This window comes from Streptomyces sp. NPDC055078, from assembly GCF_053607985.1.
Map to the genome: position 1 here is coordinate 1 of NZ_JBSGUP010000715.1, position 4,069 is coordinate 4,069.

Genomic DNA, 4,069 nt, shown 5'->3' on the forward strand with positions numbered 1-4,069 from the left:
GACCACCACCGACGGCCGGATCGTCGTCGGCGTCAAGGACGGGCCCACCGACAAGGCCAAGTGCCTCGACCTCCAGATGATCGACCTCAAGACCGGCAAGGTCGGCTGGAAGAAGTCCATCCCGAAGGGGACCGGCTTCGCCGGTCTTTCCGACTTCACCCTGACGATCAGCGGCAACACCCTCGCCGCGGGCGGCTCGGGCAACTCCTACGGCTTCTCGATGGCCGACGGCAGCCAGCTCTTCAAGGGGCCCGCCAGCGGCTGCAAGCCGTTCGCGTTCGCGGGCGGACCCAAGCTGCTCGCCGCCTCCGCCTGCCCCACCGCGGACTACGACAAGCCCAAGCACCAGCTCCACGAGGTCGACCCCACCACCGGCAAGCCCAAGTGGAGCTACCGGGCGGCCGAGGGGTGGGAGATCGACAAGGTCTACTCGACCAGCCCGATCGTCATCTCGCTGACCCAGCGCAAGCAGAAGAAGTGGTCGGTCATCGCCCTCAACGCGAACGGCACACAGCGCTCGCAGATCGACGGCGGCAAGGACAAGTTCCAGCCCCGTTGCGGCGGCGCGTTCGTCGTCTTCGGCCAGAACCTGGAGGGCTGTACCGGCGTCGCCGCCGACGCGAACGCCTTCTACATGGCCACCGAGCCCGCCAGGGCGGGCGACGCCAACGAGGTCGTCGCGTTCAGCCTGGACACCGGCAAGGCCACATGGCGCTCACCCTCCGGCGGTGACAGCGGTATGACCCCGCTGCGCATGGAGGGCGGGAACGTGCTCGTCTACAAGGATGCCTCGTACGACGCGGGCGGCGAGGTCGCCTCGATCGCGCCGACCGGCGGGGCGCCGAAGACCCTGCTGAAGCACCCGGCGTCGACCGCGCAGATCGAGAACTCCTTCTTCTCCTCGCGCATGGCGTACGCCGACGGCCGGTTCTTCATTCTCACGGGCCGTGTCAGCGCCAGCAACGACAAGGAAGAGATGGAGGCCAAGACCATGATGGCCTTCGGCAAGTGACGACCCCGTCCGCAGCCACGAACCTCTTCCGTGACTTCCGTCTCCGCCGATCCGCCGAGGTAAGCACGCCATGACGCAGCCGCCCCCGCCGCCCAACCAGCCCCCGCAGGGGGGTGGGTTCGGCGCACCCCAGGAGCCACCTCCCCAGGGCTTCGGCGCATCCCAGCAGCCGACGCCCCCGCCGCCGCCGGGACAGGGAGGCTACGGCGCACCCCAGCCCCCCATGCCGCCCCCGACGCCCCCGTCGTCGTCGCCGGAGCAGCCCGGATACGGCTATCCGCAGCAGCAGCCCGGATACGGGTATCCCCAGCAGCCGCCGCAGCAGCAGCCCGGATACGGGTACCCGCAGCAGGGGCAGCAACAGCCCGGCTACGGGTATCCGACGCAGCCCATGCAGCCCCAGGGCGGCGGACCGGGCGACGGGCGCAAGAAGCTCGGCACCCAGGCGAAGATCATCATCGCGGCGGCCGTCGCCGTGGTGCTCATCATCGGCGGCGGCATCGGCTACTCCGTCACCCGGAGCGACGGCGGCGGGGACAAGAAGGACGAGTCCCGGCAGTCGGCGGAGCCGTCCGGGGACGCGACCGGCGGCGGTGACGGCGGCGACGGCAAGGCCGCCGACGGCCCCGGCAAGGAGAAGGCCCCCGCCAGCACCAACGCCAAACTGGCCTTCAAGCTCCCCGAGCCGCCGCGCACCGACCTCACCGACGTCCAGGGCTCCTGGCTCACCGACAAGGTGTTCGCCAAGCCCGGCGTGCAGTCCATCATCGGCTACGACGCGGCCAAGGGCACCCCGCTGTGGACCCTCCCGCTGCCCGGCCAGATCTGCGGCGCGTCGCGTCACCAGTCGGCGGACGGCAAGACCGCCATCCTCTTCGAGGCCGCCAAACGCACCCCGCCGAAGAACTACCAGGCGTGCACCGAGGTCGGCGTCATCGACCTCAACGCCGGCAAGCTGCTGTGGAACAAGTCGGTGACGAGCACCGCCAGCGGAGACGGCAAGGTCCGGTTCGCCGAGGTCACCCTGAGCGGCACCACGGTCGCCGCGGGCGGACTCGACGGCGGCGCGGCGTTCGACCTCACCACCGGCGTCGAGCGCTGGAAGCCCAAGGCCGACACCAACCAGTGCTACGACGCGGGATACGGCGGCGGTCCGGCACTGGTCGCGCTCCGCAAGTGCGGTTCGTACGACGACCAGGTAGTCAGCATCGAGGGGCTGAACCCGGCCAACGGCACCCCGCAGTTCTCGTACAAACTGCCCACGGGCGTGAAGTACGCGAGCATCGTCTCCACCAAACCGCTGGTCGTCGCCGCCGATGTCGGTGACACCGCGGGCGGCTCCGGGTTCTCCGACCTCTTCTCGCTGGACGACAAGGGCGCGCTGCGGGCCAGGATTCCGGCCCCGAGCGACACCTACCAGGCGCGGTGCCGCTCCACCGAGATCGAGAGCTGCAAGCAGATCGCGGTGGGCAACGGCCGCGTCTATCTGCCGACCGCCGACCACGAGGGCAGCGGAGAATACGGCCAGACCAACGAGATCGTCTCCTTCGACCTCGCCACCGGGAAGCCGACCAGCGACCGCGCGGACGCGGGTGACCGGTACAAGATGGTGCCGCTGCGCATGGACGGCGGAAATCTCATCGCGTACAAGTCGCCCCCCTATGACAAGGGCGGTCAGGTCGTCAGCCTCGACGGTGCCACCTTCAAGGAGACCCTGTTGATGGAGAATCCGTCCGACAAGACGACCCGGGGATGGGAGACCCGCTTCGTCCTGGACTCCTCGGACCAGCTGTTCGCGAACGGGCGGCTGTACTTGAGCGCCGGGCTCATGAGCAAGGAGTCCGACGACGAGAAGAATCTGGCCGTCGCCTTCAGTACGGCGGACTGATCCCGCAGTACGGCGGACTGATCCGGATATTTACCGTCGTGGCCCGGCGCATCGGAATGCCGATGCACCGGGCCACGGTCATGTCTTGGTCATGCCGAGGTCATGAGTAGCCCTGTTTGGAGAAGAATTCGGCACTCTGGGGGAGTTCTGCCGGGTTGAGGGCGCGCAGAGTCGAACAAGCGTGTACCTTGCCGGGGCAGGGCCGTGGTCATGGCAGCGGGGGATGTGGGGGTTGCTCGATGGGCGTGCGGCTCATGGTGGTCGACGATCACCGACTGCTCGCGGAGGCGCTTGCCTCGGCCTTGAAGTTGAGAGGACATCGGGTGCTCGCCGCCGCGGCTCCCGCCGCCGGTGCGGCCGACCTGGTGGTCAGCAGAGCGCCCGAGGTGTGCCTGCTGGGTACGGCGACCCCGGCGGAACCGGGCGCCTTCGACCCGATCGTCAAGATCAAACGGGAGCGGCCCCAGGTCGCGGTGGTGGTCCTCGGCCCGGTGCCCAGCCCGCGGGGGATCGCGGCGGCCTTCGCCGCGGGTGCCTCCGGCTATGTGCGGCACGACGAGCGCATCGAAGGCGTCGAGCGCGCCATGATCAAGGCACGGTCGGGTGAGGCGGTGGTCGCTCCCCAACTGCTCCAGGGGGCGTTCTCCGAACTGCTCAACCCGGTGGCCCAGCCGGACGACGAGGGGCAGCGGCTGCTGCATCTGCTCACCCCGCGCGAGGTCGAGGTGCTGGTCAGGGTCGCGGAGGGCGAGGACACCCGGCTGATCGCCGCGGGTATGGGCATTGCGCCGAGCACGGCGCGCACCCATGTCCAGCGGGTGCTGATGAAGCTGGGGGTGGGGTCGCGGCTGGAGGCGGCGGCGCTTGCGGCGCGGACGGGGTTGCTGGACCGGGCGGCGGTGGTGTCGCTGGGGGGCCGCGAGTTGTCGGGGTCGCCGTATCAGTCTGCGCAGTTGCCGCCGCCGTCGCAGGAGCGCTGACCCGGGTTCGGCGCACCCGGGTGCGGCTTCCGTGTGCCTGGGTTAGCTACTGCGCGCCCGGCCTTTGCGTCACCCGGTCCCGGCGGGGGTTCGTCACGCCCTGCGGGCGGGTGCCGGGCACGCCCTTCGGGCGTGTCCTCAATCGCCGGACGGGCTGAGTTTGTCCGCCCTTGGCCGGTGGTCCAGGGG

3 protein-coding genes are annotated in these 4,069 nt (G+C 69.9%); all 3 read left to right on the forward strand.

Features of this window, described 5'->3' with window-relative positions; all coding sequences use genetic code 11:
* Nucleotides 1-1,012: outer membrane protein assembly factor BamB family protein (locus ACWF94_RS35345; RefSeq protein WP_453498260.1), on the forward strand; the 1,012-nt coding region annotated here is incomplete at its 5' end.
* Nucleotides 1,013-1,082: 70 nt separating this feature from the next.
* Nucleotides 1,083-2,900 carry an outer membrane protein assembly factor BamB family protein gene (locus ACWF94_RS35350; RefSeq protein WP_453498262.1) on the forward strand — a complete coding sequence of 606 codons (1,818 nt, stop codon included), beginning with the start codon at nt 1,083-1,085 and terminating at the stop codon, nt 2,898-2,900.
* A gap of 239 nt (nt 2,901-3,139) precedes the next feature.
* Nucleotides 3,140-3,880, forward strand: a complete 741-nt coding sequence (locus tag ACWF94_RS35355) for a helix-turn-helix transcriptional regulator (RefSeq protein ID WP_453498265.1) — start codon at nt 3,140-3,142, stop codon at nt 3,878-3,880.
* Nucleotides 3,881-4,069 lie beyond the last annotated feature (189 nt).

What these genes read in the sequence shown, in the direction of transcription:
- ACWF94_RS35350 (WP_453498262.1), top strand. Translation starts at nt 1,083, where the DNA reads ATGACGCAGCCGCCCCCGCCGCCCAACCAGCCCCCGCAGGGGGGTGGG.
- ACWF94_RS35355 (WP_453498265.1), top strand. Translation starts at nt 3,140, where the DNA reads ATGGGCGTGCGGCTCATGGTGGTCGACGATCACCGACTGCTCGCGGAG.